This is a genomic window from Rhizobium sp. NZLR1b (genome assembly GCF_019685155.1).
In the GTDB taxonomy this organism is placed as follows: domain Bacteria; phylum Pseudomonadota; class Alphaproteobacteria; order Rhizobiales; family Rhizobiaceae; genus Rhizobium.
This window is the reverse complement of record NZ_JABDWC010000008.1, coordinates 20105-45256: the sequence shown is the minus strand read 5'-3', so window position 1 is coordinate 45256 and position 25152 is coordinate 20105. Positions and strand designations below refer to the sequence as shown.

Below are 25152 nucleotides of genomic sequence, written 5' to 3'. Positions count from 1 at the left end.
GAAGTGATAGGGTGGGCAGTACGCCGTACCTGGGAGCAAATCATGCTTGACGATATCGGAACGATCAGACGGCGGTTTACAGCGCATGAAACGCTGGACGGCCGGATCGACCAGGCCTTCGAGGCGATGCAGCAGATCGGCTTCGAAGCGCTGATCTATGACTATACGCCGGTGCCCTACGATCTCGACGGCGCCATCATGATACCCTCGCTGCTGAAGCTCAGGAATATATCAGACGACATGCACGACTACTGGTTCGATCGCGGCTATTTCCGTATCGATCCGGTGCAGCAGGTGGCGCTGCGCACCTCCGCACCCTTCTTCTGGAACTATGACGCCGACGCCGATACGTTGATCAGGCGTTTCATGAGCGAGGCCACCGCGCCGGTGACGCGCTATTTGCGTGAACGCGACATGTCGACCGGCGTCACCGTCCCGGTTCACATGCCACGCGGCGACTATGCGACGGTCACCGGTATCCGCTTCGGCCGCAATAGCGATTTCGAACGGCACGCCCTGCGCTATATCGCCGACTTCAATCTGCTGGCCCATGTCTTCCATGAGACCGCCTATTCGCTGTTCGACACGCGGGCGAAGAGCGTCGGCACGATCCGCCTGACCGAACGCGAACGTGAATGCCTGCGCCATTCGGCGGAAGGTTATTCAGCCAAGGAAATTTCCCGCATCATCGACCGTTCCGTCCCGACTGTCGTCATGCATCTGAACGCCGCAACCAAGAAACTCGGCGCCCGCAACCGCACCCAGGCCGTGGTGCGCGCTACCCATTACCGCCTGCTCGAAGACCGGCCGACCCAACCCTGGCCACCCTATAACTTGTGATAGCTCCCTTCGCCGTTGCCGCCGCGTTATGCTTTTTCATCACCGCTGAATGATGGAGACGCCTATGGGCGAAGTCACGACCACCGAAGCCTATTTGCCCTTTCGCGACTATCGCACCTGGTATCGCGTCACCGGCTCGCTGGAGAGCAGCAAACTGCCCCTCGTCGTCGCCCATGGCGGGCCTGGCTGCACGCATGATTACGTCGATTCCTTCAAGGATATCGCCGCCCTCGACGGCCGCCCGGTCATCCATTACGACCAGCTCGGCAATGGCAATTCCACCCGACTTCCAGAAAGAGGCCCGGATTTCTGGACGGTTGGCCTGTTCCTCGAAGAGCTGGACGCGCTGCTGTCCCATCTCGGCATTCAGCATCGTTATGCCTTCCTCGGCCAGTCCTGGGGCGGCATGCTCGGCGCCGAACATGCGGTGCGCCGGCCGCAAGGCTTGAAGGCGCTGGTCATCGCCAACTCGCCTGCAAACATGCACACCTGGGTTTCGGAGGCGAACCGGCTGAGGCAGGAACTGCCGAAGGAGGTGCAGGACACGCTGCTGAAGCATGAACTGGCGGGAAGCCTCACCGATCCGGACTATATCGCCGCCTCGCGCGTCTTTTATGACCGCCATGTCTGCCGCGTGTCGCCGTGGCCGCCCGAAGTGGCGCGGACCTTCGCGATCATGGACGAGGACAACACCGTCTACCGCAACATGAATGGCCCGACCGAATTTCACGTCATCGGCACAATGAAAGACTGGACGATCGAGAACAGGCTTGACCGTATCGAAGCCCCGACGCTGCTGATCTCGGGAAAATACGACGAGGCGACGCCACTGGTGGTCAGGCCCTACCTCGAACGTGTCCCGGGCTGCGAATGGGTGCTCTTCGAAAACTCCAGCCACATGCCGCATGTCGAGGAAAAACAGCTTTGCCTGGCGACCGTTTCCGGTTTCCTGTCACGGCACGATTGAGGAACGCGCTGCCGGCCCATTGGATCGCCCGCAATAAGCTGGCGATCACCTATCGACGAACCAGCCATTTCTTGGCGACGCGGCAAGCCATCGTATAGGCCGGATCAAAGACGTTGCCGACGTCGTAGCGCACCACCTGGCCGAGCAGATGGCTGGCCGCCGTCCTGTCCAAGCCATAATCCGACGCCAGCCAGGTCAACATTTCGCTGGTTGCATGTTGGAGCGCCTGATCGAGGGGTCGGGCGTTGCCGATGGTGAAGATGTCCTCGGCGGTTTCGCCGCGCGGCCAGACCAGCCCGGCCTTTTTTTCCACCGTCAGCCTCACCGTGACTTCGAAGGTGGTCTCGATGCCGGTTCCGACAATCTCGCCATCCCCTTGCACGGCATGGCAATCGCCGAGAAAGAACAAGGCGCCCGGAGCCGATACCGGAAAGCGAACCGTGGTGCCGGGACCGAACAGTCGATAGTCCATGTTGCCGCCATATTCGCCGCTGGTCGCGGTCGAGATCGCTTGGCCGAGGCTGGGCGCCACGCCGAAACAGCCGATCATCGGGGCGAGCGGCAGAACGAAATATTCGAGGCCTGCGACCGGCTCGGACAGCCGGACGGTCGAGGCATCGCGGTCGATGGCCCAGATGGCGATATCGCGCGGCGGCAGGTCACGCACCGTCTCGGGATCGACCACGTTGGCGGCGACGACGCTTCGGGTAAACCCCGTGTCCCTGGTCGGGATCATGCTGATGATCTCGACCTTAAGCGCATCTCCGGGCTCGGCACCTTCCACGAAGATTGGGCCGTTCATCGGATTGCCGCCGGGTGCCTGCTTGACACCGTCCTTGTCATGTCCGGCGGCATCAAGCGTCTCAGTGATCACCGTGTCGCCACTGGCGACATGGAGCGCCGGGGGAAATGAACCGATGACATTATGGAAGATCGTCGGAATGAAGCGGTGAGTGGTCATCACAATACGCTCTCGCTCGTTTGGAATGTTGTGAGCCTGCAGTTGAACTGCTCGGCGGAGAGAGTTGGAGACTAGATCAGAGATTGCCTGCAATGCCAATCCACAGCATCACCCGAAATACGGTTCGGCCGCATTCCGGCCGCCGATCGGCAGGCTGGCATATCAACGCGCCTTTAGACATCGGGGAGGACTCCCTGGAATCCTGAAGCAGATGATCACGCCTCGACCGACGTCGAGGCGCGATCACTTTACGCTCAGAATTTGAAGCTGGTGCCGAACGTTACCTTTTGCTGATTAACCTCGAAATCGCCGAGCGCCGAACCGAAATCCTTGCTCCCGAAATCGTCATAACGATATTCAGCGCGCATCAATATATTGTCTGTCAGGGCGCGCTCCACACCTGCGCCGGCGGTCCAGCCAATCAGAATGTCGTCCTTCTTGCCAACGCCCGGCACGTCGACTTCTCCACCGGCTGCGGCCAAACCCCCGGTTCCGTAGATCAACATACGGTCCAAAGCATATCCCACGCGGCCACGCGCCGAGCCGTCCCATTTAAGGGAAACGTCACTCCCATCCTTCCAGTTGTAGTTGAAGTCATTTTCGATACCGAAGATGAAAGGGCCGTGCTGGAAATTATATCCGCCATAAATACCCGTGGACCCGCCATCGAGATCCTGCTCGGAACCGCTGAGGTAGCTTGCATGTGTCGCGGTATATCCGCCTTGCAGTCCAAGATAGAACCCCGACCAGTCGAAGGCCGACTGGGTCTGTTCCTGTTGAACATATGCGGGATCTTGAACCACGAGATCGGCGGCAAAAGCCGGCACTGCCGATAAAGTCACGGCGGCCAACGCGATTATCTTTTTATACATTAAAGTGCCTCGTCATTCGATTATTGGAGAAAGCTCAGCAAACCGGCAAGTCGGCTGGGGCCGATGCATTATGCTGCGGTTCGGAGTTGCGGTTTGCACTTTATTGTTGAGATATGTTGTGAACTCGGACACGGCGCAGGCGCCAAGGTCGCGCGTCAAGACGTCTCCGGACGTGTCGATACAAAACGAGCGCCAGCGCATATTCGGGCTACCACCCGATCAAATTGTCGATCGTCGGGCGCAGAATCCAACGCAGGCAGTGTAGAATTCCAACTCGCAGAAAACGAAACTTCCATCACAAACGTGCGGCCGCAAAATACGAATATTTGAGCCTATGTAATTGTAATAAAATAATTATTTTTGTTCCATAACCTGCATTACGCCACATTGTTTTGTAGCCGCAAAGTTGAAGTGTCCTGTTTCTGCAAAGTTGGAATGTCACACTCCCCGGGTCTGATTGACGCTTGGGAGATTGCGGATGGGACTGATTGCGATGAGCGAGCGCGATCTGCAGCGGATCGAAGTTCTGTCGAAAGATCCGGATGCTGCGCATCGATAAGTAAGAAGACACGTGAACAGAAGCGCCAGAGAGCGCTCGACCCATTAGGGGAGCGCTCTCTGCCGTCCAAGCAGCCAAGCGAGCGATCACTCGCTGCATGGCAATCGTTTTTCCGGCGATAGACCATGGATATGGGCCGGACCGCCCGTCGCTCAAGATCGACGGAGAGCCTCTCCGATCAGGCCGTCCGTCTAACCATGCGCGCGATCGCGATGAGGATGCAGGCTCCAACGAAGCCCGCGATGAGATATCCCAGCCATCCGCCGAGGACGACGCCGAAGAGCGAGAGAATGAAGTTGGCGACGATCGCGCCGACGATGCCAAGCAAGACGTTCATCAGGACGCCCATGTTGCTCTTCATGAACATTTCGGCGAGCCATCCTGCCAAACCGCCAATGATGATTGCTGCAATCCAGCCGATACCTGCGTTTTCCATATGAATTCCCCTGAATGTTGGACGAAACGGCGATCGCCACCGGACTGCCAGGTCATCAAATCTTTGCGGGAATGATTGCCGCGCGACCGAGAATTAAACACGCGCGGTGCCGATTGGTTCCGGCGGTCAGACGGACTCTATTCATGCGAACGCCGCTGGTGATAGTTTTCCAGCAATCGTCATCGGCATTCGCGATGGATTCAATCGAAGCGCGGATCCTGGGAAGCGGACGATCAAACACCTAGGGCGCTGTCGCAGAGGCTGAAGGTCATCGATGATCTCTCTGAGGGCGATCTGCCGATCTGGAAAGCTTAGGCCGAAGGAATCCAGTCCAATCGAAGCACTGCGCCGCTCTTATCCAGCCACCAACTGGCCGGATTGCATGGCTGGCCGCGAACCTACACAAGGCGCATGCGTGAAAATCGAAAAAAATTTCAACTCCAGATACATGTGCCGCATCAGGCCGCTGAGCTTTTGCTGGTCGCGAATGCCGCATTCGAACCAGGAGACAAGCTCCCTTGCAACATGCTGCGCTGCCGGACTGCCAATGTCATATGATTTTTCCTGACACCATTGCCTGAGCACAGCTTTCAGCATGGCCACGTCATCGGGCTGCAGCGCCGGCTTCGTAATTCCCGAATGCTGGGTCATCCGTATTCCTCCCCAATTACATCAGCCGATCCTAATCTACGGATTTCCGTTTTCAACCTCGCGTACGAAAACGTACGTATCGAGGCGCTGGCGGCACCGGAATCCGGATAGCCGGCGGCATGTCCGGGCCATCTGCCTGCCGTGGCGGGCGACCACGACCATCCATGTCCCATCACGACCTGCGCCGAAACCTCCCTCCCACAGGCACACCGGAGCGATCGCCCGAAGCCAGCGACCTCGGCCGCGCCAGCATGGCGCCATCTGTGGCAGACCCTTACCGCCCCCTACGCTAAGTTCCCGATTTCGAGTAGAGCCCAAGATCGCCGCCAATGGCGAACCCGCAGCGCTGATAAAATTTCGACAACGCACCCTCTCGCTGTGAGACCAGCCAGACGCTATTACAACCTTCGGCCATTGCTGTTTCGTAAATTGCCGAAAGCAGCGCTGTCCCTATCCCCGCGCCCTGCGCTTCAGGCAGTACCGAAAGCTCGTCCAGGTAAATGACCGGACCGGAGTGGCGCCGCTGTCGTATGCCCAACGCTACCCCTAGCACCTTGCCTCCCTCGATGGCCGCAAGGGCAATCGATTTGGGCGTTTCAAGCACAGTCTTCACATTCTCAACCGCCGCTTCAAGCGACCAATCCTCGTTCCACGGAGGTCGAGCATAGGCACTTACCAGTACGGCGGCGGCGCTGCTGAGATGTTCTGGAATAAGACGCTTAATCTGAAACGGCATGAATCCACCCTACGTTGAGTGAGGTGACATTTGCAGCAGTTTGACCGTTAACGCAACGGGGTCGCAGATGCGACGCACCCGCTGCTCTTCACACCGTGGGTAGTTGTGTTGCGCACGAAGTGACGTGGGTCGCATCTTTCATGTCGCTGTCAGAGCTTTTCCGATCGTTGGCTTGAATTCCGCATCAAGTGGACCCATCACGCCAGAGTCTCTCCGGCGCTGACGAAGGTTTGTTGGCCATAGATTTTGTGTGTGGATCGAGCTCGGCTTGCCGAGATATCGCGTCGAAGCAGGAGATTATCATGGCCAAAGAAAACCAATAGCTCCGAGGTGTGCGCGGTTTAGCGTTGCTTTAAACAAACTGTGCAAGGGTAGAGGCCTGTCATCTACACCGGCAACCTGATGAAGTTTCGAAGAAATCCAAACATGGTGCGCAGCCTCGCGGGCGCTGTAAACCGAACTGGCGCATTTGCTCCCGCAATATTTGCTGCAATTATTGCAATCATCGTCGTCTCTGTTGCAACGAACTGGCGGCTCGAGCGATCGCTCGCCGATGAACGCTCGATTGTTGCCGGTGAGCTCGCCACCATATCATCTCGACTTCAAACGAACCTCAATAGCAATGTGAAGCTGTTGCAAGGGCTGGCAGCTGGAATTGCGGTCGACCCGGCGATGGACCAGAGCCAATTTTCCAAGCTTGCCGCGCAGATCCTGCAGCCCGATTCACAACTGCGCAGCTTCGCCGCGGCCCCCGGCATGGTGGTCAAATGGGTTTATCCAGAAAAAGGCAACGAAAAGGCCATCGGGCTCGATTACCGAACGAATGAGAAGCAACGCGATAGCGCAATGCTGGCGCGCAACACCCACAATATCGTTCTGACCGGCCCTGTGGACCTTGTCCAAGGTGGAACCGCTTTCGTTGTCAGATGGCCAATTTATGTCACTGACGGAACGAGCCAGGTCTTTTGGGGTCTGCTGTCTGGGCTGATAGATATACCAAAGCTCTACCGAGAAAGCGGCCTTGAATCGACCGACCTTGAGATTGCCATCAGTACCGTGCCGGAGCCGGATTTACCTAAAAAAGTGTTCCTCGGCAGCCTGCAAACTTTTTCGAAGAAACCGGTTAAGGCGTCCGTCGATATGGCTTATGGACGATGGACCCTGGTCGCGGCGCCTAAGGGCGGATGGGGCCAAAATAGCGGGATCGGCATTTTTGAGCTCTATGCGAGCTTGTTGTCGTTATGTGTCGTTGCGCCGATTATCTGGGTCGGTTTTCTGACCAAATCACGCCAAAGAACGATTGAAAAGCTTCGCCTTCACAAGAAAAAGCTCGTTCGAGCACGGCAAAGGCTGGAGTACCTGTCGTTGCATGACGCCCTCACGGGACTTCCCAATCGACGATTTGTCGACCAGATCATCTCGCAGCCGCCGCGACCTGATCCAGAAGATTGTCTGATACTCATCCATATCGACCTGGATCGATTTAAAGAGATTAACGACACGAAAGGGCATGCTGGCGGTGACACAGTCTTGCAAGCAACAGCTTCGCGCCTTGCGGGGTTGGCCGGCCCAAACGAGGTCGCTGCTCGGATCGGCGGAGATGAGTTCATCTTCGCCAGCTGGAATGCCAATCCCGAGCCTAAAGCAAAGGCATTAGCCAGTCTGATTGTCGATTCTCTCGAGCAGACAATCTTTATTGATGGCGTGGAGTGTGTCGTCGGCGCCAGCGTCGGTGTCGCCTGGGAGACCCCACGGGCGGGCTGGCGAGACCTCAGCCAATTGCTTTTGAATGCCGACCTGGCTCTATACGAGGCAAAGAAGACGGGCCGCGGCCGTGCCGCCGTTTTCACCGAAGAGCTTCGCAGCGCGGCGATCCTTTCGAAAGAACTGGCGGACGAATTTCATCACGCCCTCGATTGCGATGAACTCGTTGCATTCTTCCAACCGCAGTTCGATGCGAACACATTGACTATCGCCGGCGTTGAGGCACTTGCCCGGTGGGTTCACCCGAAAAAAGGTCTGCTCGGCCCAGACAAATTTCTTGATGTCGCCGAAAGGCTGGGGCGTAGCGGGGACATGGACCGGCTGATCCTGCAAAAGGCTCTCTTCGAGCTTACAAGATGGGACAGCTTGGGAATGCAGATCCCGCGTGTCTCGGTAAACATTTCAGCGCGTCGACTGGCACAGCCAAATCTGCTTGCGGAACTGTCCGAGCTTCCCGTCGCGAGGGGCCGCCTGTGTTTCGAGTTGCTGGAGACAATCTCCTTCGACCATCTTCAGCCTGTTCTCAATGACATCATTCCAGCTGTCAAAGAGCTCGGCATTGAAATCGAGATCGACGATTTCGGCACCGAACATGCCAGTATCGTCAGTCTACTGAGATTTGAGCCGCGAAGATTGAAGATCGATCGGGAAATTATCAAGCCGATTATCGCCTCTCCATCTCAACGCCGTCTGGTCTCCTCGATCATAGAAATTGGCCGGTCACAGAACATCGACATCGTCGCAGAGGGCGTGGAGACAATGGAGCATGCGAAGATCCTGAAAGATCTTGGTTGCCATTTGCTGCAGGGTTACGCGCTGGCGCGACCAATGACCTCGGAGCAGTTGATCGAATTTTGCCGTGCGAAAGACGAGGGACTCACAGCGGCAGGCTGATAGCCATGCCCTGCTTCCCCAAGCACTCCAGGCTTGCGCGTTCCACAACCGGCTCACCAGGGGATGGCATCGAGATCAGCAAGGGCTCGACGCGCTCCAGCCAATTGATTGGCTCGACCCGGCTAGGCAGATACGCCCAGCCGGGTTGAGCCTGCGCCTTTACTTGCCCATCATTTGCTTCGCGTTTTCGGGCGTGATGGCTGTGGTATCGACCGTTACCGTCGGCTCAACAGACGACGCGCAGTCCAGCAGTATCGACTTTGCCATGTCGATCGCCTCCTTCCCTCCCGTAGGATAGGTAAAGGTCGCGGACCAATCGCCCTTTGCGACCGCCTCAATTCCCCCGGCAGGCCCAGGCAAGCCGTCAGTGCCGATGATCTTCACGCTCTTACCGGCACCTTTCGCAGCAAGCAGCGCACCCGCCGCCATCATATCGTTGCTGGCATAGACCATCTTGATATCGGGATGGGCCTGCAGCATGGCGGCGAACGCCGTTTGCGCTTTATCCGGCAGCCAGTCCGCCGCCTGTTCTGCCACGATCTGGATCTTGGAATTGGCTTTCACGCCATCTTTGAAGCCATTGAGCCGTTCGACGGCCGGTGTCGAACTGGGCAGCCCCTGCAGCACGGCGGCCTCGCCGCCATCCGGAAGAAGCGTCTTGCTGGTATATTCGCCGGCCGCCAGCGCAATCTTGTAGTTATCGCCTCCGATGAAAGCTGTGTAGTCCTTGCCAGCTTCACCGTTCGTCTTGCGATCAAGTTCGATGACCGGGATACCCGCGTCCATAACCCGTTTGACGGCGGGTGTCAGCGGGGCCGCCTCGAAAGGCGAGATCAACAGAAGGTCGACCTTTTGGGTGATGAAATTGTCGACTTGCGACGTCTGCGTGTTGACGTTGCCTGCCCCGTCGGCAATCTGCAGTGTGAACTGCGGGACTGCCTTGGCGGCTGCTTCCAGTTCATCGTTGACGTGCTGGCGGTAGGGCTCCGCATTGTTTGCCTGCGAGAAGCCGATGACGAATTCGCCATCCTTGGCGCAAGCCTTCACAAGCGGATCGGCAGCTTGGGCCACGCCCGCAATACAAAGACATGAGCCCGCCATAAGTGCCATGCGCCGGGCACTCGAAAATCGAAGTGCATTCTGTGTCATTACTTTCTCCTCCACATTGGTCCCGGATCCACCCTCCGGAAGATGCCGCCACACTACCTGCCCAATCCTTCGCGGCGACGAACGAGGGATTGAAGGACTGCCGCCAGAACGATAATTGCCGCTGTAGAAAGCAGCTGCATGGCCGGCGTGATGTTGTTGAGCTGAAGAATATTGGCCAAGGCGCCAAGCATGATCGTACCGGCGATCGTTCCGACCATGGAACCCGACCCGCCAAACAGGCTTGTCCCACCAATGACGACAGCCGCGATGGCCGTCAGTTCATATCCGGTGCCATCATTGGCGCTCCCGAAATTGAATTGCCCGGCATGGACGATGCCGGCCAGCGCGGATGCAAAGCCGGTAATGGCGTAAACGGCGATCTTGATTGCCGAGACCGGAACACCTGAAATGCGAGCGGCGCGCTCGTTTCCGCCGACGGCATAGACGTAACGGCCGAATCTAGTCGTGTTCAGCACCAGCGTGGCGATGCAAGCAAAAATCAAAAAGACGATCGTGGCCACCGGAACGACATTGCCGAACAATCGCCCGCCGAGAACCGCAAAGATGGGTGGAGCCAGCCCAGGGCCATCACCATAGGATATATTGATGTACTGATTGCCCGACACGACGAGTGCCAGCCCGCGAGCTGCCTGTAAACCGGCAAGAGTGACGATAAAGGCTTCAAGCCGAAACTTGCTTGAGATCGCTCCCTGGACCAAGCCGAAACAAGTGCCCATCAGCAGCACTGCCAGCACCGTTGTAATCAGTCCAAAACCGCCGGAGACCATCAATGTTGCTGTGACGACGCTCGCAAGACCAAGGGCGGCCCCAACCGAAAGATCGATCCCGGCGGTTATGATCACAAACGTCATTCCGATGGCGATGATGCCGGTTTCCGACACTGCGCGAACGATGTTGGCGATGTTGTCGGGTTGAATGAACAGGATGACCCCATGCCTACGCGGCGAGAATATGATGCCACCGGCAAACACCAGCACAAGGCCGATCAGGCTTTGGAAGCGGACGATCACCGCAAGCGGATCGATGCGCTTTGCCGGTTGAATCGGAGAACTCGACGTAATTTGCTGTTCGGACATCATCCCTCCCTCCCGTTGGCGGCGGCCAGAACGTCGTGTTCGCCCACCCCGCCAGAAAATTCGGCAACGCTGCAGCCATTGCGTAGAACCACTATTCGATCGCATAGGCCAATCAGCTCAGGCATTTCGCTTGAAGCGACAAGGATGCCCAATCCGTCCGAGGCAAATTCGCGCAAGCGGGCGTAAATCTCTCCCTTTGCTCCGACGTCAACACCGCGGGTCGGCTCGTCGAGAAGCAACAAGCTGGGATTGCCCAGCACTTCCTTGGCAAGGACGACCTTCTGCTGGTTGCCGCCAGAAAGAGCACCCACCGCGATCCCGGGATTCTTGGGACGGATGTCGAAATTCCCGAACGAGCTCTTGATCGCATCGTCCTGTCGACGTGCAGACAACAAGCCGTTTGGGGATATTCGGCGAATGATCGACATGACCAGATTGAGGCCGACAGACATACGCAGCATCAGCCCGGCGCCGCGCCGATCGTCGGTTACGAAGGCGAGGCCAGCCCGGCGCGCGGCTGCGATGGATCTAAGCCTTGCCGGTTTGCCGCCAATGGTAACCTCACCCTGCCATCGGCCCGGCACACCTGTCCCGTAAAGAGCGCTAAGAAGCTCCGTTCGCCCTGCACCCATCACGCCAGCCAAACCGACAATTTCACCGCGGTGAACATCCAGGTCGATCTTCGATGGAGCTTGCCAGCCGGGTGACGCCCGGTGCGGGCGGAAAGAGGCCTGCCGCATCCTCAGTAACACGTCGCCGACACGATGCGATCGAGGCGGGTAAAGCTCGTTCAACGGACGGCCGACGAGAAGCTGCACCAGTTGGGCTTGCGGAGCGTTCGGTTCGGTAATGCCGGCGACCTTGCCGTCGCGCATGACCGTCACGCGATGGGCAATCTGCGGCACTTCCTCAAGGCGATGCGAAATATAGACGATACCGACGCCTGATGATGCGAGCCCGCGCATGATATCGAACAATCGATCGACTTCGCCGACAGTCAACGCCGCTGTCGGCTCATCCATAATCAGAGCGCGCGATGCATAGGACAGCGCCTTGACAATGGCGACGACCTGGCGTTGGCCGATAGATAGCTCGCCGACAAGCTGAGCGGGATCGATCGATCGGTCGATTGCTTCCAGCCTTTTGTGCGCTTCGCGCAGCATCGCCTTTCCGTCGAGCATGCCATGGGGATGGACAAGCTCGCGGCCAAGAAAGAGATTGGCCGCGACGCTCAGACTCGGAACGAGATCCAATTCCTGGAAAATCGTTGCAATTCCCGCCGCCTGTGCATCCCGGGGGCTGTGAAATCGGGCGGGTTTGCCATCGATAAAGATCTCTCCCTGGTCCGGCGTGTGCACACCGGACATCAGGTTCATCAACGTCGATTTGCCCGCGCCATTCTCTCCAAGCAGGGCATGGATTTCACCCACTTTAAGATCGAAGTCCACGCCACGCAGCGCTTGAACCCCGCCAAAATGCTTGGTGACCCCTTTCGCCGAAAGAACAACCTGGCTCATGCTGCTTCTCCACACGATTCACGCACCCGCAAAACCGGCGACAGTCGAACGGTCTCGCGGGGGCGGTGCATGTTGCCGATCCGCGCAATCAGCAAGTCGGCCGCCTTCCTGCCAATCTCATCGCAAGGCTGGGCCATCAGCGTCAGGCGCGGCTCGAAGTAGTCTGCCCATTCGAAATCATCGATCCCGAGCACCGAAATGTCTTCGGGAACGCGCAGTCCCCGTTCCCGAATGGCTCTCATAGCGCCGATCATCGCTAGATTGTTTGAGGCAAGGATTGCTGTCGGTGGCTCCTTCAGTTCCAGCAAGCGGTGCGTCGAAGCGGCGGCGTCAGCCGTGCTGCGGTTGCCGTTGCTGATGAAGGCATGTGGGACCTCTATCCCCCTCTCCGTCATAGCTTCCCGGAAAGCCCTGGTGCGCTCCACGGTCGTCGCAAATCCAGGCTGGCCGAGGATGATCCCAACCCGGTGGTGATGGAGCGCGACGAGGTGATCGACCAGCATGCGAATTGCCGCCGTGTTGTCGGTCCCGACCTGATCGAAACGATCATCGGAGAGCCTGTCGACGAGCACACAGGGAACATCGCATTCAAGGAGGTAGTCCAGCGATTTCTTAGGATCGCCCGAAGCGGCAAGGATAATCCCGTCGACACGGCGGTGGTGCAGATGCCGGACGAGTTCCAGTTCTCGATCCGGATCATCCTGTGTATCGCACAGAAATACGATCAAGCCTCGCTTGGAACACTCGGCTTCGATCGCGCAGATGATGTCGCTGAAGTAAGGGTTCGAAATCGCCGAAATCGCCAGTCCGACCGTGCCCGTCGACGATAATTTGAGAGAGCGTGCAACAGCGTTCGGGATGTATCCGATCTCGTCCACGGCCTCCATGACGAGCTTCGCCTTCTCGGGCGACACGTAGCGCGTCTTGTTGAGAACATGGGAAACCGTGGAGACCGAAACCCCCGCCGCCTTTGCAACTTCGGAAATCGTCGTCATGAGCGCGCTCCGGCGTTCGCCGGCAGCACAACAAGAAAGCGTCTCAAATTTTCCTCCCAGGCGGAATTCCAACCTTAAAAAGGCTCTCCAAGGATCCGCGAATAAGATCAGGCTAGCGCCATCGAAACGTTTGCGCAATCGTTTTTTTCTCGATATTGTCCAATTCGTGATCATCTCTTGGGAGGGAAATGACGTGCTCAAAGGCGTTCCGCCGTTCGTTACGGCCGACTTGTTGTGGGTTATGGCCTCTATGGGTCATGGCGACGAATTGGCCATCGTCGATCGAAACTTCTCGGGCTTTCGGGTGTCGACCCAGACCACCAGCGGAAAGCTTCTCATCTTGGAGGGGGTCGATGCACCGACTGCAGTTGACGGGATCCTCAAGATGATGCCCCTGGACAGATTCGGCGACACGCCGCTGATGCACATGGAGGCCGTCGACGCGCCGGGTGAGTTGCTGGAAGTGCACCGGGACGTCATCACCGTATGCGGTGAGGCAGAAGGGCGCTCGATCGCGAGCCAACCTATCGAGAGGTTTGCTTACTATCCCATTGCGATGCGATCGTTTGCGATCATCCAGACCGCTGAATCGCGCCCCTATGGGAACTTCATCCTGAGGAAAGGCGTGCTCTGAGGGTCAAGCCTCGAGCAGGGCCGGCGATTGGGCTGCGGGCCCCTGAATTTCCATCTGATCCGCATGGGTTGCTTGTCGGCAAGGATTAACTGCCGGCCAAGCGCCTTGCGCTCTCCACGATCGGCCGAACAGCGGCTTCCATGCTTTCCGGCGTCGTGCCGGTGACGATGACGCCGAGCAGCGCCGCAGCGATGCCGGCCGCCTTCAACTTTGGCATATCCTCGGCCGTGAATTTCTTCTGGCTCGGCGCAATGACCGGGATGCCGGCCTTGGCGACAATCGCTCTGTAGCGGGCAAGATCGGTCTCATCGAGCGGCTTGCCGTAGTCCGCGAAGGCAGCAATAGAGGCTTCCATCATCGCGCCCGGAATCTTGAGGATTTTGCGAAATTCCTCCTCGGTGCTCCTTTCGCCGAGCGCCGGCATCGGCCGAAGCTTCGATTGCCAGAGATGGGGCTGCATGTCGCTGATATAGATGTTGAAGCCCTCGAAGCCGAGATCGGCGAGCGCATCCATCTCCTGCGCGCTCGGCACATTCGTCTGCCCGGCCATGACAAGGAGCGGCACGCCCAACGTGGCGAGCTTCTCGAAGAAGGGCCGCTCTTGCGCGAAGCTGCCGAAGGTGGTGCCGGTCGCGCGGTGGTAGGCATTGAGATGCACTTTCAGCGCAAAGGCCCCTGCCCTCAACGCCGCCCTGGCGAGATCGAGGTCATGACGCGCAAGTGAGATGATGACCGGAAAGTCGCCACCTCGCAGCGCCTTGGTGAGTTTGGTTTCAGGATAGGCATCCATGTTGGATCTCAATTCAGCCGCTGGCCATCATCGGCCGCAAAGAGATGGACGGTGGCAAGTTCAGGCCGCACGCGGATCATCGCGCCGGGCGAGAGTGACACGCGCTCGCGGAAAACGCAGGTGACCGTCGTATCGCCGAGTTTCACCGTCACATGCGTTTCCGAACCCATCGGCTCGACCAGGATGATTTCCGCGGGCACGCCCTGCTCGTCGAGGGCGAAATGTTCGGGACGAATGCCGTAAACCGCGTTGCGGCCCCTGAATTCCTGGGCCGCCTCCGGCAGCGGCAGCAGGATACCCGGTGCCGCGAAACCGCCCGAGGTGATTGTGCCGGTCAGGAAATTCATGGCCGGCGACCCGATGAAACCCGCGACGAACTGGTTGGCCGGCCGGTCGTAGAGATCGAGCGGCGCGCCGATCTGCTCAACCCGGCCGCCGTTGAGCACGACGATCTTGTCGGCCATGGTCATCGCCTCCACCTGGTCGTGGGTGACGTAGATGGTCGTGGTTTTGAGTTTCTGGTGCAGGCTCCTGATTTCGCCGCGCATCACGACGCGCAGCTTGGCATCGAGGTTCGACAGCGGCTCGTCGAACAGAAACACCTGCGGATCGCGGACGATCGCTCGGCCCATGGCGACGCGCTGCCGTTGCCCGCCCGAAAGCTGGCGCGGATAACGGTCGAGCAGATGCGACAGCCCAAGGATATCGGCCGCCCAATTCACCCGCTCCTCGATCGCGGCCTTTTTGATGCCGCGATGCTCTAGCGAAAACCCCATATTCGTCGCGACCGTCATATGCGGATAGAGCGCATAATTCTGGAAGACCATGGCGATGTCGCGATCCTTTGGATCGAGCTCGTTCACCACGCGCCGGCCGATGCGGACGTCGCCAGCGGTGATCGTCTCCAACCCGGCGATCATCCGGAGCAAAGTGGACTTGCCGCAACCGGAGGGTCCGACAAGCACGACGAACTCGCCGTCTTCGATTTCGAGGGTGACGTCGTGGATGATGCCCAAGGCACCATAATTCTTTCGGACGCGGGAAAGGGTAACTTCAGCCATCATTCGATTTCCGGGTTCTTCAGCCCTTGAGGCCGGTATGCGCGAGCCCTTCGACGAATTGCTTCTGCGCGATGATGAAGACGATGAGCACGGGAAGCGCCGTCAGCGTCGCGGCGGCGAGCTGGATGTTCCACATGGGACCGCCATAGGCGTCGGTGTATTGGGTAAGCGCCTGCGGCAGGGTGAACTTGTCGGCACTTGAGAGGAACACGATCGGTTCGAGGAACAGGTTCCAGGAATGCAGGAAGGTGAATATCGCGACCGATGCAAGCGCCGGTCTTGCCAGCGGCAGTGCGATCTTCCGAAAAATCTTGAAGCGGCCGAGGCCATCGACGCGCGCCGCTTCCTCCAGCTCCGCCGGCAGTGTCACGAAAAACTGCCGCATCACGAAGGTGGCGAAAACGCTCGGCGCTCCGAAGATCGGCACGAGGATCAACGGCCAGTGGGTGTTTACCATGCCCGCCTTCAGGAACATCTGGAAGAGCGGCACAATCGTCACTTCCGACGGAATGAGAAGGCCGAGCAATACGATCATGAAGATCGCGTTGGCGAAGGGAAATCTGATGCGCGCGAAAGCGTAGCCCGCCATCGAGGAGACGACCATGGTGCCAACCGTCACAACCCCGGCGATATAGGCCGAGTTCCAATATTGCGTCACGAAGGGCTGCAATTCGAACACCTTGCTGTAGGTCGTCCAGTCGTAGCTCTCCGGGATGAGACGCGGCGGAAAAGCGAAGATATCGCTGATCGGCTTCACCGAGGATGTCACCATCCACCAGGTCGGGAAGACGAAGGGGATTAGCAGCACGCACATCAGCCCGTAGACAAACGTTTTCAGTCGCGGAGAGAGATCAGCTTTCATAGAAGACAATCCTCTTGCGCATCTGCCATTGGGCAAAGGTCAGGGCGGCGACGATGACGAAGAGCAAGATCGACAGCGTCGAGCCGTAGCCGAAGAGATGGAACTGGAAGGCCTGCTGATAGAGGTAATAGACCAGCACCGTCGTCGATATTCCCGGTCCACCCTGGGTCAGAACGGCAATCTGCGCGAAAACCTGCAGCGACCCGACGATGGTGATGATCGAGGTCAAGAGGATGGTCGGGCTGATCAACGGCAGGGTGATGCGACGGAACTGCTTGAAGCGCGGCGCACCGTCGATGCGGGCGGCCTCGTAGAGTTCGTTCGGCACGCCCTGCAGGGCCGCCAGGAACAGGATCATGTTGAGGCCGACATTCTTGAAAACCTGCACGACGATCACTGAGATCATCGCGGTCGTTTCCTCACGCAGCCAGTTCGGCCCTTCGATACCGACGAGCTGCAACATGCCGTTGATGCCACCGTTCTTCTGCAAAAGGAAACCCCAGACGATCGTCCACGCGACCAGCGACACCACGACCGGCGAGAAGAACAGCGTGCGGAAGATGGTGATGCCGGCGAGCTTCTGGTTGAGAAGCACCGCGAGCAGCAACGCCAGCGCCATGTTGAGGATCACCAGCCCGGCAGAAAAGATCGCGGTCGCGCCCAGCACTTCGAGGAGGTTCGTGTCCTCGATCAGCATCTGATAGTTCTGCGTGCCGGTATAGGTGAAGGTATTGGCGAGCACGTTCCACTCGTGGAGCGAATACCAGAAGACAAGCCCGAGCGGGATCAGCACGAACCCAATGATGCCGATCAGCTGCGGGGCGATGAAAAGGAAACCGGCGAGGCTGTCGCGCCGTCCGATCGTCCAGAAGGGCGATGAGGCACGGCCTTCCGAGCGTATATGATCCCGTGCGACAGCCATCACCTTACCTCTTAGCGCTTCAGCAGTGGGCCGATCTGGCCGCAGATCTTCTGGAGCGTGCCGGGAATATCGGCATCCGGACGCCAGACGGCATCAAGCCCGGAGCGCACCGCCTGCTGGATTTGTGCAAAGCCGGTATGACCGGGAATGACCTTGCCGGTGGCGATGCCGGAGATGACAACCTTGTCGATCTGCTCCTGGCTGAGCAGCGGGTTGGTCTTCTTGAGCACATCTGCGTTCAGCAGCGACTTGCGGGCCGAGGGGAAGAACTGGCTGAGTTTGGCCGAGTTTTCCGGATTGGTCATATAGGCGACGAATTCGGCGGCGGTGTTGGCATTCTTGCCGGCCTGCATGACGCCGACGCCGGCCTGACCGATCAGCGAATATTCGCCGGCCGGCCCCTTCGGCAGCGGCACCAGATCCCAAGAGAACGGCTTGTCCTTCGGGAGGAGCGAGGCGCGGCTGATCTGAGTGATGGTCATCGCCGCATTGCCGGCAAAGAAATCGACGTTTTCGCCGGGACCCGGGATCGCCTTCTTCTTGAAGATCGCGTCGTGGATGAAAGTCAGCGCATCGACCATGGGTTTTTCGGTGATCGTGCAGGTCTTGCCATCGGCGCTCCAGGGCGAAGCGCCCCAGCCGTTCCAGACCGAAGCGAGATTCTGCCAGATCTGGTAATTGAAGTCGCGCACGATCAAGCCGCCCTTGCCCGGCACCTTATCCCCTTGGCCGACGGCCGAGGCCGTGGCGATCACGTTATCCCAGGTCCATTGCCCGGCGGCAATCATCTCGGCCGGCGTCTTGGCGCCAGCCGCCTTGATGACGTCGTTGTTGACGAACATCGCAAACGGCGAGGTTGAAAATGGATAGGCGTAAAGCTTGCCATCCTTGGTCCAGCGTTCGGCCGCCGTGGGGATCAGTTCTTCGGCATTGTAGCCCTTGGTCGCCTTCAACACATCGGTAAGCGGGTAAAGCGCGCCGGAGTTGACGAAGTCGTAGGCTGCGGTCTCGAAAATCCAGGCCATATCAGGCGCATTGCCGCCGGCGATCTGGGTGGTCAGCGCGGTCGTGTAGGTGTCGAACGGCAGCGACTCATAAGTCACCTTCACATTCGGATGATCCTTGGAAAAGCCCGCGGCGATCTCGTTGAAGAGCTTCAGATGCGCCTCGTTGGCGCTCCAGATCGTCATGCGCAGGTTGATCGCATCTTCGGCATTGGCGATGCCATGCCATGCGAATGGCGCGGCGAGCGCCAATGCCGCGACGGCCGATCTCAGGGTCCTGTGATAGTTCATTCCCGTTCCTCCTCCAAAGATGGGTTAATCAGTATGCCGAGACGTCCGGCCAGCGCATTTCGATGCCTTCGCGCCTAAGCTCCCGCTGGAAATCGTGGAGTTGCTCATCGTTTTCCTGAACCTGGTGCGGCGTAAGCCCCTTCTCCAGGCAATGGGCTGCCAGCATGCCGGCAGCTTCGCCGATGTTCCATTCGACAGGGTGCAAGCGGTAGCAGCCATTGGTGATGTGGGTGGTGCCGATGTTCTTGCCGGCGGCAATGAGATTCTTCATTCGCTGCGGCAGGAGTGAACCAAGCGGGATCTCGAACGGGCAGGACGGCACGTCGATATAGTTGTCGCCGCCGGTCGAGGGGTGAAGGTCGATGCGGTACATGCCGATGCCGACGCTATCGCGGTAGTTGACCGCGCCCTTTGTGCCGCGCACCGAATAAGACAGGTCCTGCTCTACAATGCGAGTGACCGGCTTGATGCGGCGGCTTTCGCGGATATAGGGCGCCATGGCAAGACCATGTTCCGTGCCGGTAATGTCGCCGCGAAGTCGGAGACCGCGGTAGCCCTGGCCGCCGTCGAAACGAGGCGCTTCCGTCTGCAGCCAGTAGAAGACCGAATAGGAAAGGTCGGCTGCCGACTTCAGGTGCCGTGCTTTTTCCTCTTCCGATACGTCGATAATCGTGCCGTCCATGTAGTCGATCATCGGCCAGTTCACAAAGCAGATGTCCGACTGGTAGAAACCGGGCTGGAAGTTGCGCCGGGCTGCGATGCGACGAAAGAGCCAGAGGTTTTCGTCACCACCGCCCTTGCGCTGGTCGGCATCGACGGCCAGCGGATCATCGTCAACATTAGGCGTGAAGGAGCGTGTCGTAAATTCCAGCGTGCGCGGATGCGGCGCGGTGAAGCCGAGCAGCGGCCCGCCCCAGAAATGCGGCTGGTATTCGCGCCAATAGTCGTAGTTTTCCGGCTTGTCGATCGTCTGGTCGCCATCCACGCAATCGACCGCGAAACAGACCGACACGGCTTGAACGTTATCCGGCTGGGCTTCAGGCGGCGCGCTCGGTTCGCGGGTGTCGGATTGCGCCTCGAAACCCTTCACATACTCCGTCTCGGTCATCGGCAAGAGGTCGCCGAGTTCGGTGGCGTCGAGGATATAAGCTGCGGAAATGGTGATCTCCAGATCCGTGTCGCGGTGACGGACGGTGACGGAACGAACCATATCACCATCGACATCGGCCCCGACCGGACGGTAGGGCTGCAGCAACTTCAGGCGGCCGGCACCCCGATAGGGCATCAACATGGCTTCCATCACCGCCAGGCTGACCCGCGGTTCAGCGCAGATGCGGCTGACCCAGCCGGCGCCGGGATTGAGGTCGCCCCAGGCGCGCGCGCCTTCGGTAAGCGGATAGTTGTCGCGGTAATATTGGCGGATGCCGTTGCGCAGCTTGCGATACGAGCGAGTGATGCCAAACTGCTCGACCCAGCTATGCTCGTCCGACGGCACGCCCTGGCTGGTCGACTGACCACCGATCCAGTCGAATTCCTCGGTCATGATGACACTGCGGCCAGCCCGGCAGGCGCCAAGCGCAGCCGCCACGCCACCGAGACCACCGCCGACAATCAGGATATCCGCTTGCATTTCTTTCACGTTCTCAATTCCGTTTCTTTGCGGGTCCGAGGGTTTCGCCCTCGACCGGTTCACACGTCAGAAGAACTTGCTCAATCGGGATCGCCCCCTCGATGCGACGCACCAGCATGGCGGTCGCCTGCCGCCCCATCTCTTCGCGAGGAATATTGAAGGAGGTGAACTGCACATGGCTGCGTCCGGCCCGCACGTGGCGGCCGAGCACGACAGCGGAAAAATCATCCGGTACCGACAACCCTCGCTCGCGGGCCACCGCCTCGACCCGCACCGCGTCCGCCAGTTCGACGAAGAAGACGGCGGTTGCGCCACAGGTAAGGATGGTATCGAGAATTTCGCCGGCCGACCTGCCGACATCATCGACATGCAAGACCAACTCGGCGCCCTCGGCAACCGCCGCGGCAAAGCCGTGCCAGCGGTCGACAACGGATTCGGCCGATCCGTTAGGGCCGACATAGGCCAGCTTCTCATGTCCGAGCGCCCTCGCCTTTTCGACCAGCGCACGGGTGCCGGTCGCGTAGTCGCCGCCAACATAAGGAACGGGTCCGCCAGCGTCCTCGCGTCGGCCGATCGCCACGAAGGGATAGTCGCCGGAAACCAGGCGCTTGAGTTCCGCGCGGTCGAATTCGCGGCCGAGCACGAGGCAGCCGTCGGCAATTCTCAACCGGTTGCCGTCGGCAAAAATCTTGCGGTCGTTGCCGACTCCGGCGCCGGTCAGAAGCAACAGGTCGTAGTTCTGCGCCTGCGCCTCTTCCTCAATGCCGAGCAGGAAAGGCGTGAAGAAGTCTGCCTGTTCGCTCGGGAAAGCCGGTTCATAGGTGAAGACGCCGAGGATACGGTTGAGGCCTTTGGCCATCCGTCGGGCGATCGGGTCCGCAACGTAACCAGTCGTGCGAATGACCTGTTGGACGCGCTCGCGGGTTTCCAGCGGGATACGCGCAAGAGCGGTCGGCGCGCCGTTCAGCACAAGCGAAACGGTTGCCTGACTGACGCCCGCAAGCTTGGCAATATCATGCTGAGTCAAGCGCTTAGGACTTGCCACGCAGTGTTCTCCCGACCGACTCTTGACTGTTAATACGTATTAGCAGCTAATACGTATTAACAGGATGAGGACGGCGGCTGTCAAGCGCGAAAATTTGGGGAGATCGGTGGGTTTTGGAGAGCATTTGAGATCGCTTGGAATTTCCGGCATGCGCGTGTTTGGCGACAGCATCACCGCTGGCTTCAACGCCAGCCAGCCGCACCTTGCCTGGCCGGCTTTGTTTGCCGAGGCAGTCGACTGTCTCCCGATCCGCAACCACGCCATCCCCGGCACCGTGCTGCAAGGATCTCAGCTGGCGGACGGAAAACCGCGACCGGACAACGGCATCGGCCGTTTCGAAAAAGTGCTTCTGGATGCGCCGCACCGTGATGCGATCCTCATTTTGTACGGCTATAACGACGCCCGTTATACCGCCGCTCCCGACACAATGAACGTCCGAAACTTCAGCCGCGACTACGCGACGATGCTGGAAAAGTTGATCGCGGCGGGGCACGCGGAACGGCTGGCGATCGGCAGCCCACCCTACCTCCCGGATGCCGGGTTCTTAGTCGGCAGCACCGGCTTCACGAGCCAGACGCGCATGGGTTTCGAAGGGTATGTCGAAGTCGTGCGCAAGCTGGCGCGACGCTTCTCGCTCTTCTATGCACCTGTCTACGAAAACATGAAGGCGCGCGGCGATGGCGACCTGACCTCCGCCGATATGGTCCATCCGAACGATGCCGGACATCGCGCGATCTTCGACGCCTTTACAAATGCGGATCGGTCATAGCGCATCAAGCAAGGGCAGCACGGTCTCTGTCTGGAGCGCGACCAAGCGCGACGCATGCCGCTGATCGGGGGATCGAGAAGCCGGAACCGAATTTCGATTTCTTGAGTTATCGAAGAAACCAAAAGCCCCTTTATTTATGTGGATTTCGAGAGCCAGGTATAATTTAGAAGAATTGAATGCTCGAAATACCAAAATCGTCGGAAGTACTTATCCGATTTCCGCATTGGACGTCTTTAAACCTATAGGCGCAATCATTACGTCGTCCATCGTCATGTCTATCAAGGCGACACCGATGTGAGAGCATTCACGACCACGCCGCCCCTCATTGGGGACTTGGGACGCGAGGTCATTTTTCCCAGACAATGAGCAGCCCAAGCGTTCGATGCACCTTTACTGCATAATTCCTTAGATCGGAATCGATCCAAGGACAAAATTATGCAGCAATTCAAAGTGCTACAACGTCCTTTGCGCGTCGGAAAAGACGCGCGGCGCTGTAGTGCCTCGAGCAAATAGGCGCGCCATCTCCCCGTCTTATCAACCAACACCAACCGGGCGGCCATCGGGTGGACGAACCCGTGCGCCCATACGAGAGAAAAGATGGAAAACCTGCAATATCTTGGTCCGATGGGGTGGAAGGCGATCGAAATCGCCGTCCCGATCATCGTGGTGGCAATCCTGTTCCGGTGGAGCGGCGTGATCCGCTATATCCCCAACGACAGGCTCGGCATTCTCGAAAAGCTATGGAGTTTTCGCGGCTCCGTTGAGAATGGCTTCATTGCGCTCTACGGTGAGGCCGGCTTCCAGCCGGAAGTCGTGCGCGGCGGCCTGCATTTCTTCATGCCGTTCCAATATTCGATGCATCGCGCCAATCTCGTAACCATTCCGCAGGGCCAGATCGGCTATGTCTTCGCCCGTGACGGCGAGCCGTTGCCGCCGACCCAGACGCTTGCTTCGAATATCGAAGCCGGTGATTTTCAGGATGTGCGCGGCTTTCTCACAAAGGGCGGCCAGAAGGGGCCACAACGCAAGATCCTGCGCGAAGGCACCTATGCCATTAATCTCGTGCAGTTCATCGTGCTGACCGCACAATCGAACTACGCCGTCAACCTGAACGCGTCGGAACAAAGACTGTTTGCCGACATGTCGACGCTGATTAGCGAGCGGAATGGCTTCGAGCCCGTCGTCATTCACGACGCCGAGGACCTGATCGGCATCGTCACCATCCATGACGGTCCGGCGCTGCCGGATGGCGAGATCATTGCGCCGACTGTTGCCAACAACCCAAAGGATCCGAACTTCCACAATAATTTTCAGGATCCGGAGAAGTTTCTCAATGCCGGCGGTTATCGCGGCCGGCAATTGCAGGTGCTTGCCGATGGCAGTTATTTCCTCAACCGCATCTTCGCGACCGTCGAACTTGTGGAGAAGACGATCATCGACGTTGGCACGGTGGGTGTCGTCGTCTCCTATACCGGCCGGCGAAGCGCCGATATTTCCGGCCAATCCTATCGTCATGGCGAATTGGTCGAGACAGGCGCACGCGGTGTCTGGTCGACGCCGCTTCTGCCGGGCAAATATGCGTTCAATACCTTTGCCGGCAATATCATCATCGTGCCAACCACCAACTTCGTGCTGAAGTGGACGAAGGAACAGTTCGGCGAGCACAGGCTGGATGAGAATCTTTCCGAAGTATCGCTGATCACCAAGGACGCGTTCGAACCCGTGCTGCCGCTCTCGGTCGTCGTGCATATCGATTATATGAAGGCGCCCCTCGTCGTGCAGCGTTTCGGCGATATCAAACGGCTGGTCGAACAGACGCTCGATCCGATGGTCTCGGCCTATTTCAAGAATATCGCCCAGACCAAGACATTGATCGAACTGCTGCAGGAACGCAGCGAAATCCAGCGCAAATCCGGCGACGAAATGCGCGAGAAGTTTACCTCCTACAGCCTCGAACTGCAGGAAGTGCTGATCGGTACGCCGCGGGCCAACAATGGCCAGAACAGCATCGAGCAGATCCTGATCCAGCTGCGCGAACGTCAGATCGCCGTTGAAAAGGTCGAGACCTATAAGTTGCAGGAAGCCGCGGCGGTCCAGGAGCGCACATTGCGCGAGAAGGAAGCGCTGGCCGAACAGCAGGCCAAGATCACGACATCAGCACTCACCATCGAGATCAGCGAGAACGAAGGCAAGGCGCAACTCGCCCGCACCCGTCAGCAGGCAGAGACCATTCAGGTCACAGCCAAGGCCGAAGCTGAGAAGGTGCGCCTCGCCGGCCTCGGCGAAGCCGACCGGATCAAGGCCATCGCGCTTGCCGATGCCGAACGCATCAAGGCGACCGGTTTTGCCGATGCCCAAAAGGTGCGCGCCATCGGCTTGGCGGAAGCCGAGGCGACGGAGAAGAAGGTCGCGGCCTTCGGTGGACCGGACTATCAGCTCCACTCGCAAGTCCTCATGCGGTTTGCCGAAGCAATCGAAAACGGCAGGCTGCCGCTCGTGCCGCAGATTCAGGTCGGCGGTGGCGGCGAAAAGGGCGCCACCAATGGTCTCGTCGAAATGATGCTGTCGATGCTGGTCGCCGATCGGCTTGGACGGCCGGCTTCACCGGCTGCGGTGCCGACGCCGATCGAGCAGCAGTGATTGTGGATGGGCCGGCAATGCCGGCCCATTTTGCCGCCGCCCGACCAAAAGGCTGCGATCGCGACG

The 25152-nt window shown here is 58.8% G+C and carries 22 protein-coding genes; 6 read left to right on the top strand and 16 right to left on the bottom strand.

The window, feature by feature from the left end:
- The first annotated feature begins 42 nt into the window (after nucleotides 1–42).
- Together HJB84_RS13755 and HJB84_RS13750 are read left to right on the top strand one after the other, a co-directional pair.
- Complete coding sequence (locus HJB84_RS13755) at nucleotides 43–840, top strand: LuxR family transcriptional regulator (RefSeq protein ID WP_207585723.1); 798 nt, start codon at nucleotides 43–45, stop codon at nucleotides 838–840.
- A 64-nt stretch (nucleotides 841–904) separates the two neighbouring features.
- On the top strand, nucleotides 905–1807 hold the full coding sequence (locus HJB84_RS13750; protein WP_221116160.1) for a proline iminopeptidase-family hydrolase: 903 nt from the start codon (nucleotides 905–907) through the stop codon (nucleotides 1805–1807).
- Nucleotides 1808–1856: 49 nt separating this feature from the next.
- Here HJB84_RS13750 and HJB84_RS13745 read toward each other — a convergent pair whose 3' ends face one another.
- The 5 genes from HJB84_RS13745 to HJB84_RS13725 form a co-directional block, all read right to left on the bottom strand.
- Complete coding sequence (locus tag HJB84_RS13745; protein ID WP_207585725.1) at nucleotides 1857–2768, bottom strand: acetamidase/formamidase family protein; 912 nt, start codon at nucleotides 2766–2768, stop codon at nucleotides 1857–1859.
- Between the two features lie 254 nt (nucleotides 2769–3022).
- Nucleotides 3023–3640 (bottom strand): outer membrane protein, encoded by a 618-nt coding sequence (locus HJB84_RS13740; protein ID WP_207585726.1) that lies wholly within the window; start codon nucleotides 3638–3640, stop codon nucleotides 3023–3025.
- Between the two features lie 737 nt (nucleotides 3641–4377).
- Nucleotides 4378–4635: a GlsB/YeaQ/YmgE family stress response membrane protein gene (locus HJB84_RS13735; protein ID WP_007637043.1), complete on the bottom strand. Its 258-nt coding sequence runs from the start codon at nucleotides 4633–4635 to the stop codon at nucleotides 4378–4380.
- A gap of 354 nt (nucleotides 4636–4989) precedes the next feature.
- Nucleotides 4990–5286, bottom strand: coding sequence for a hypothetical protein (locus tag HJB84_RS13730; RefSeq protein WP_207585727.1), 297 nt, complete (start codon nucleotides 5284–5286; stop codon nucleotides 4990–4992).
- A gap of 289 nt (nucleotides 5287–5575) precedes the next feature.
- Nucleotides 5576–6022 carry a GNAT family N-acetyltransferase gene (locus HJB84_RS13725; RefSeq protein WP_207585728.1) on the bottom strand — a complete coding sequence of 149 codons (447 nt, stop codon included), beginning with the start codon at nucleotides 6020–6022 and terminating at the stop codon, nucleotides 5576–5578.
- Nucleotides 6023–6424: 402 nt separating this feature from the next.
- Here HJB84_RS13725 and HJB84_RS13720 point away from each other — a divergent pair, with 402 nt between their 5' ends.
- Nucleotides 6425–8680: an EAL domain-containing protein gene (locus HJB84_RS13720; RefSeq protein WP_221116159.1), complete on the top strand. Its 2256-nt coding sequence runs from the start codon at nucleotides 6425–6427 to the stop codon at nucleotides 8678–8680.
- Between the two features lie 159 nt (nucleotides 8681–8839).
- On the opposite strand, the gene HJB84_RS13715 is transcribed toward HJB84_RS13720, so the two are convergent.
- From HJB84_RS13715 to HJB84_RS13700, 4 genes are read right to left on the bottom strand one after another with little or no spacing between them, the layout of a single operon-like run.
- On the bottom strand, nucleotides 8840–9829 hold the full coding sequence (locus HJB84_RS13715; protein WP_207585926.1) for a substrate-binding domain-containing protein: 990 nt from the start codon (nucleotides 9827–9829) through the stop codon (nucleotides 8840–8842).
- Between the two features lie 53 nt (nucleotides 9830–9882).
- Nucleotides 9883–10926 carry an ABC transporter permease gene (locus tag HJB84_RS13710; protein WP_207585730.1) on the bottom strand — a complete coding sequence of 348 codons (1044 nt, stop codon included), beginning with the start codon at nucleotides 10924–10926 and terminating at the stop codon, nucleotides 9883–9885.
- Nucleotides 10926–12443 carry a sugar ABC transporter ATP-binding protein gene (locus HJB84_RS13705; protein ID WP_221116158.1) on the bottom strand — a complete coding sequence of 506 codons (1518 nt, stop codon included), beginning with the start codon at nucleotides 12441–12443 and terminating at the stop codon, nucleotides 10926–10928. Before HJB84_RS13705 ends, HJB84_RS13710 begins: the two co-directional genes overlap by 1 nt.
- The gene (locus HJB84_RS13700; RefSeq protein ID WP_221116157.1) at nucleotides 12440–13438 is read right to left on the bottom strand and encodes a LacI family DNA-binding transcriptional regulator; all 999 of its coding nucleotides are present in this window, start codon (nucleotides 13436–13438) and stop codon (nucleotides 12440–12442) included. Before HJB84_RS13700 ends, HJB84_RS13705 begins: the two co-directional genes overlap by 4 nt.
- A gap of 193 nt (nucleotides 13439–13631) precedes the next feature.
- Here HJB84_RS13700 and HJB84_RS13695 point away from each other — a divergent pair, with 193 nt between their 5' ends.
- Complete coding sequence (locus HJB84_RS13695; protein ID WP_207585927.1) at nucleotides 13632–14072, top strand: RbsD/FucU family protein; 441 nt, start codon at nucleotides 13632–13634, stop codon at nucleotides 14070–14072.
- 85 nt (nucleotides 14073–14157) lie between these two features.
- Here the strand turns inward: HJB84_RS13695 and HJB84_RS13690 are convergent, their stop codons facing one another.
- From HJB84_RS13690 to HJB84_RS13660, 7 genes are read right to left on the bottom strand one after another with little or no spacing between them, the layout of a single operon-like run.
- On the bottom strand, nucleotides 14158–14862 hold the full coding sequence (locus HJB84_RS13690) for a hypothetical protein (RefSeq protein WP_221116156.1): 705 nt from the start codon (nucleotides 14860–14862) through the stop codon (nucleotides 14158–14160).
- 8 nt (nucleotides 14863–14870) lie between these two features.
- A complete protein-coding gene (locus tag HJB84_RS13685) occupies nucleotides 14871–15923 on the bottom strand; it encodes an ABC transporter ATP-binding protein (protein ID WP_221116155.1) in 1053 nt (350 codons plus the stop codon).
- Nucleotides 15924–15942: 19 nt separating this feature from the next.
- The gene (locus HJB84_RS13680; RefSeq protein ID WP_207585735.1) at nucleotides 15943–16785 is read right to left on the bottom strand and encodes a carbohydrate ABC transporter permease; all 843 of its coding nucleotides are present in this window, start codon (nucleotides 16783–16785) and stop codon (nucleotides 15943–15945) included.
- Nucleotides 16775–17707, bottom strand: coding sequence for a carbohydrate ABC transporter permease (locus HJB84_RS13675; protein WP_207585736.1), 933 nt, complete (start codon nucleotides 17705–17707; stop codon nucleotides 16775–16777). The genes HJB84_RS13680 and HJB84_RS13675 overlap by 11 nt, the downstream gene beginning before the upstream one ends.
- Before the next feature lie 11 nt (nucleotides 17708–17718).
- Complete coding sequence (locus HJB84_RS13670) at nucleotides 17719–19002, bottom strand: sugar ABC transporter substrate-binding protein (RefSeq protein WP_221116154.1); 1284 nt, start codon at nucleotides 19000–19002, stop codon at nucleotides 17719–17721.
- Nucleotides 19003–19030: 28 nt separating this feature from the next.
- The gene (locus HJB84_RS13665) at nucleotides 19031–20632 is read right to left on the bottom strand and encodes an FAD-dependent oxidoreductase (RefSeq protein WP_207585928.1); all 1602 of its coding nucleotides are present in this window, start codon (nucleotides 20630–20632) and stop codon (nucleotides 19031–19033) included.
- A 13-nt stretch (nucleotides 20633–20645) separates the two neighbouring features.
- Nucleotides 20646–21677: a LacI family DNA-binding transcriptional regulator gene (locus tag HJB84_RS13660; protein ID WP_221116153.1), complete on the bottom strand. Its 1032-nt coding sequence runs from the start codon at nucleotides 21675–21677 to the stop codon at nucleotides 20646–20648.
- A gap of 124 nt (nucleotides 21678–21801) precedes the next feature.
- On the opposite strand from HJB84_RS13660, the gene HJB84_RS13655 reads away from it, so the two are divergent.
- Together HJB84_RS13655 and HJB84_RS13650 are read left to right on the top strand one after the other, a co-directional pair.
- On the top strand, nucleotides 21802–22446 hold the full coding sequence (locus HJB84_RS13655; RefSeq protein ID WP_259671088.1) for an SGNH/GDSL hydrolase family protein: 645 nt from the start codon (nucleotides 21802–21804) through the stop codon (nucleotides 22444–22446).
- A gap of 597 nt (nucleotides 22447–23043) precedes the next feature.
- Nucleotides 23044–25086 (top strand): SPFH domain-containing protein, encoded by a 2043-nt coding sequence (locus tag HJB84_RS13650; protein ID WP_207585740.1) that lies wholly within the window; start codon nucleotides 23044–23046, stop codon nucleotides 25084–25086.
- The last annotated feature ends 66 nt before the right edge of the window (nucleotides 25087–25152 follow it).

Coding starts and splice junctions, on each gene's coding strand:
- HJB84_RS13685 (WP_221116155.1), bottom strand. CDS start 15,923: ATGGCTGAAGTTACCCTTTCCCGCGTCCGAAAGAATTATGGTGCCTTG.
- HJB84_RS13725 (WP_207585728.1), bottom strand. CDS start 6,022: ATGCCGTTTCAGATTAAGCGTCTTATTCCAGAACATCTCAGCAGCGCC.
- HJB84_RS13670 (WP_221116154.1), bottom strand. CDS start 19,002: ATGAACTATCACAGGACCCTGAGATCGGCCGTCGCGGCATTGGCGCTC.
- HJB84_RS13720 (WP_221116159.1), top strand. CDS start 6,425: ATGAAGTTTCGAAGAAATCCAAACATGGTGCGCAGCCTCGCGGGCGCT.
- HJB84_RS13740 (WP_207585726.1), bottom strand. CDS start 3,640: ATGTATAAAAAGATAATCGCGTTGGCCGCCGTGACTTTATCGGCAGTG.
- HJB84_RS13715 (WP_207585926.1), bottom strand. CDS start 9,829: ATGACACAGAATGCACTTCGATTTTCGAGTGCCCGGCGCATGGCACTT.
- HJB84_RS13755 (WP_207585723.1), top strand. CDS start 43: ATGCTTGACGATATCGGAACGATCAGACGGCGGTTTACAGCGCATGAA.
- HJB84_RS13650 (WP_207585740.1), top strand. CDS start 23,044: ATGGAAAACCTGCAATATCTTGGTCCGATGGGGTGGAAGGCGATCGAA.
- HJB84_RS13710 (WP_207585730.1), bottom strand. CDS start 10,926: ATGTCCGAACAGCAAATTACGTCGAGTTCTCCGATTCAACCGGCAAAG.
- HJB84_RS13750 (WP_221116160.1), top strand. CDS start 905: ATGGGCGAAGTCACGACCACCGAAGCCTATTTGCCCTTTCGCGACTAT.
- HJB84_RS13730 (WP_207585727.1), bottom strand. CDS start 5,286: ATGACCCAGCATTCGGGAATTACGAAGCCGGCGCTGCAGCCCGATGAC.
- HJB84_RS13705 (WP_221116158.1), bottom strand. CDS start 12,443: ATGAGCCAGGTTGTTCTTTCGGCGAAAGGGGTCACCAAGCATTTTGGC.
- HJB84_RS13675 (WP_207585736.1), bottom strand. CDS start 17,707: ATGGCTGTCGCACGGGATCATATACGCTCGGAAGGCCGTGCCTCATCG.
- HJB84_RS13735 (WP_007637043.1), bottom strand. CDS start 4,635: ATGGAAAACGCAGGTATCGGCTGGATTGCAGCAATCATCATTGGCGGT.
- HJB84_RS13665 (WP_207585928.1), bottom strand. CDS start 20,632: ATGCAAGCGGATATCCTGATTGTCGGCGGTGGTCTCGGTGGCGTGGCG.
- HJB84_RS13700 (WP_221116157.1), bottom strand. CDS start 13,438: ATGACGACGATTTCCGAAGTTGCAAAGGCGGCGGGGGTTTCGGTCTCC.
- HJB84_RS13680 (WP_207585735.1), bottom strand. CDS start 16,785: ATGAAAGCTGATCTCTCTCCGCGACTGAAAACGTTTGTCTACGGGCTG.
- HJB84_RS13690 (WP_221116156.1), bottom strand. CDS start 14,862: ATGGATGCCTATCCTGAAACCAAACTCACCAAGGCGCTGCGAGGTGGC.
- HJB84_RS13745 (WP_207585725.1), bottom strand. CDS start 2,768: ATGACCACTCACCGCTTCATTCCGACGATCTTCCATAATGTCATCGGT.